Raw genomic sequence first — 3502 nt, forward strand, 5'->3', positions numbered from 1 at the left:
TCCAGGCGGCTGCCGCCGCCTGATAACTCGTGTCAAGCAAACTCATGGCAGACCCTTCTCACGCGCCTGAATCTCGCCGTCATGGATCGACAGCACCTCGGTCTGTGCGCCAGCCCGCTCCAGAAGCGCCGCGCAGGCTCTGACTGACCGACATCAGGAAGCACTTCACGGCTGAGGAGAAGCTCTGTCTCTGCGCGAACAAGGCCGTCGCAGGCCGCGGCGGTGCAGCCGTGGTGGCTGGGTGCCTGGTGCACGAGGACCGGGGCTCGCAGTTTCGATCTGGCCTATTTCAGGACGCGCGCACCCGTCATGGGCCGATCGGCTTCGTACTCGACGTCCTGACGCGCGGTTCTGCCGGCCGGTCGGCCTGATCCCGCGCTCCGGGTGATCACGGCGTCGGATCGAACCTGAAAGGTCGGCGTCGGCGCCGCGGTGGGCGGCATGCACCACCCCCGCGAGTGCCGTCTCGCGTCCCGCACTCTGATGCGCCCGCCCGCGCCCTCACTCCGCCAGGAACTCCAGCAGGATCCGGTTGAACTCCTCGGAGTGGCTGATGCTGAAGCCGTGCGGGGCATCCTTGACGAGTTCGACGCGGCTGCCGTCGATCGCCTTGTGCGTCCGCTTGCCGGAGCCCTTGAACGGCACGATCTGGTCGGCGTCGCCGTGCAGGACCAGGGCCGGCACGGTCACCGCCGGCAGGTCGCGGCGGAAGTCGGTGGCCCCGAACGCGTCCATGCAGGCCAGCGCCGCCGTCTGGTCGGACTGCAGCGCCATCCGGATGGCCTCCTGGCGCTGCTCCTCGGTGACCTTGAGGCTGCTGGTCAGACCGGCCAGCTTGGGGGTGGAGAAGAACGTCGTCGTGAAGTCGTCGAAGAACGACTCGCGGTCCTTCTCGAGGCCCGCCCGCATCTCGGCGGCCTGCTTCTCGGTCAGCGGGCCGTCGGGGTTGTCGTCGGTCTTCAGCAGGTACGGGGGCACCGCGCCGGCGAACACCACCGAGTGGATCCGGTCCGCGCCGAACCGGGACATGTAGCGCGCCACCTCGCCACCGCCCATCGAGAAGCCCACGAGCGTCACGTCACGCAGGTCGAGCTCGGTGAGCAAACCGTGCAGGTCGGCGGTCATCGTGTCGTAGTCGTAGCCGCCGGCGGGCTTCTCCGAGGCGCCGAAGCCGCGCCGGTCATAGGTGATCACGCGGTAGTGCGGGGACAGGGCTGCGACCTGGTCCTTCCACGAGTCGAGGGTCAGCGGCCAGCCGTGGATGAGGACGACGGGACGCCCGTGGCCGGCCTCCTCCACGTTCAGCCCGATCGTGCCGTGGTCCGTGGGGATCTGCATGAGGGTCATGTGCGTCTGCCTTCCTGTGCTCTCGGGGGACGACGGCGGCGCTCGGCCGCCGCTTCCTCCTCACGCTAGGCACGCGCTCGGCACGTGTCAGGCTTCGGTCTCCGCCATCCTGCGCAGCGTCAGCGCGTTGAACGCGGCGTGGCCGTGGTTGTCGTTGTTGAAGTAGACGTAGGCGGGGCGCGCGCCCGCCGCGTCCGCGCCGGTCAGCTCCCGCAGCCGCTTCACCCAGGGGGAGAGCTCGGCGTCGGAGAACGATCCGCCGTAGCGCCAGTCCGGGTCCGCGTTGTGGAAGCGCACGTAGGCGAGGCGGCCGGTCGCGCGCAGCACCGGCTCCCGCCCGGCGATCACCGAGACCACGAACCCCGCCCCGTGCCGGTCGAGGAGGTCGAACACGTCCTCGTCCAGCCAGGACTCGTGCTGGACCTCCACCGCCACGCGCACCCGATCGGGCAGCAGGCCGAGGAACCCGGCGAGTCGGTCGTCGTCGCGGTGCAGGTTGACCGGCAGCTGCAGCAGCAGCGGCCCGGCGTGGTCACCGAGCAGGTCCAGGGTGTGCACGATGCGCTCCACCCAGTCCTGCGGCTCGTTGAGCTTGCGGTAGTGGGTGAGGTAGCGGGAGGCCTTGACGGCCATCTCGAAGCCGGCGGGCAGGCGCTCGCGCCATGCCTCGACGGTGCTGTCCGCCGGCCAGCGGTAGTGGGAGCCGTTGAGCTCGACCGTCCGGAAGCGCTCCGTGTAGTGGTCGAGCTGGTCGGCGATCCGCAGCCCCTGCGGGTAGAAGGTCCCGCGCCAGTGCCTGTAGGTCCAGCCGGAGGTCCCGATCCGCACGTCCATCCCCCGACGATAGCCCCGGCCCGGGTTCCCGGGTCTTGCCTTCACCCTCCGTCGCCCGCGTAGCGTCCCGCTGATCATCGCGGTGGCTCAGAGGTACGACCGGAAGATGGGCATCGGCTCCCTGATCGCCACGATGCTCCCGTCCTCGATCGCCTTCCTGCCCGCGTGCACCGGCATGGTCATCGGCTGGAGGTGGCTGGGCCTGCCGCTGGGCCCGAACGCCCGGTCCAGTACACACCGTGACCGGCCCGGTGCCCGCCCGCGACCCGGGCGCCCGTCCACTACTGTGACAGGAATGGACACGACGCGATTCGACGACGACCTGCGCGCGATGCTCGGCGAGGTGGAGTCCGACCGCCGCGGCGAGCCCTCCGACTACCTCGAGGACGTCGCCGGCCAGCATGTGGACGGCCTCGCCGTGGCGGTGTGCACGGTGGACGGCCACCAGGCCGCCGCCGGGGAGACCGAGCACGCCTTCGCGCTGCAGTCGGTCTCCAAGGCCCTCACCTACGCGGTGGTGCTGCAGGAGATCGGCCTGGACCACGTGCTGGAGGACGTGGGCGTCGAGCCCTCCGGTGAGTCGTTCAACCACCTGTCCCTGCACGACGACGGCCGGCCGTGCAACCCGCTGATCAACGCCGGCGCCATCCTGGTCCACTCCCTCCTGCCCGCCGGGGACGAGGATGAGCGGACGGCCCTGCTACTGCGCCGCTACAGCGCGATGGCCGGCGTCGAGCTGGAGGTCTGCGAGGACGTCCTCGACGCCGAGCGCACCCGCGCCGACCGCAACCTGGGCCTGGCCCACCTGCTCGCCGACGCCGGCCGGCTGCCCATCTCGGCCCGCGAGGCCGTGGCCGGGTACCTCGCGCAGTGCTCGGTCCTAGTCACCGCACCCCAGCTGGCCGTCATGGGCGCCACCCTCGCCGCTGGCGGCACGAACCCCGTGACGGGGGAGCGGGTGCTGGACGAGTGGGTAGCGCAGCAGGCGATGTCCGTGATGCTCACCTGCGGCATGTACGACGCCAGCGGCCAGTGGGTGGCCGAGGTCGGCGTGCCCGCGAAGTCCGGCGTCTCGGGCGCGCTGCTCGGCGCCGTGCCCGGGGCCCTGGGCATCGCCACGTGGTCGCCGCGCCTGGACGAGCAAGGTAACTCCCGGCGTGGCATCGGGTTGTTCGAGGGGCTCAGCGCACGCTGGGACCTGCACGTGCTCCAGCACCGTGGCGCCCTGCGCGGCCTCAGCGGGCCCCGCTGACCCCGCGTTGACGCCTAGGGCATGTCTGACAATCGTTTGGACCATGCGATCACAGCATTCAGCACCACA

The 3502-nt window shown here is 70.7% G+C and carries 3 protein-coding genes; 1 reads left to right on the forward strand and 2 read right to left on the reverse strand.

Translation table 11 applies throughout. The features are described 5' to 3' along the window. Nucleotides 1–501 precede the first annotated feature (501 nt). Together NR072_RS08150 and NR072_RS08155 are read right to left on the reverse strand one after the other, a co-directional pair. Nucleotides 502–1347: an alpha/beta fold hydrolase gene (locus NR072_RS08150; protein ID WP_010079170.1), complete on the reverse strand. Its 846-nt coding sequence runs from the start codon at nucleotides 1345–1347 to the stop codon at nucleotides 502–504. A gap of 87 nt (nucleotides 1348–1434) precedes the next feature. Then, nucleotides 1435–2181, reverse strand: coding sequence for a DUF72 domain-containing protein (locus tag NR072_RS08155; RefSeq protein ID WP_186315076.1), 747 nt, complete (start codon nucleotides 2179–2181; stop codon nucleotides 1435–1437). 76 nt (nucleotides 2182–2257) lie between these two features. Here NR072_RS08155 and glsA point away from each other — a divergent pair, with 76 nt between their 5' ends. Next, entirely contained in the window at nucleotides 2258–3433 is a 1176-nt protein-coding gene (glsA, locus tag NR072_RS08160; RefSeq protein ID WP_256836822.1) for a glutaminase A, read from the forward strand. Nucleotides 3434–3502: the final 69 nt, after the last annotated feature.

Source organism: Micrococcus sp. Mcc89, from assembly GCF_024519795.1.
Lineage (GTDB): Bacteria > Actinomycetota > Actinomycetes > Actinomycetales > Micrococcaceae > Micrococcus > Micrococcus luteus.

Bases quoted from the DNA above. Each gene is read 5' to 3' on its own strand.
- NR072_RS08150 (WP_010079170.1), bottom strand. From the start codon at position 1,347: ATGACCCTCATGCAGATCCCCACGGACCACGGCACGATCGGGCTGAAC.
- NR072_RS08155 (WP_186315076.1), bottom strand. From the start codon at position 2,181: ATGGACGTGCGGATCGGGACCTCCGGCTGGACCTACAGGCACTGGCGC.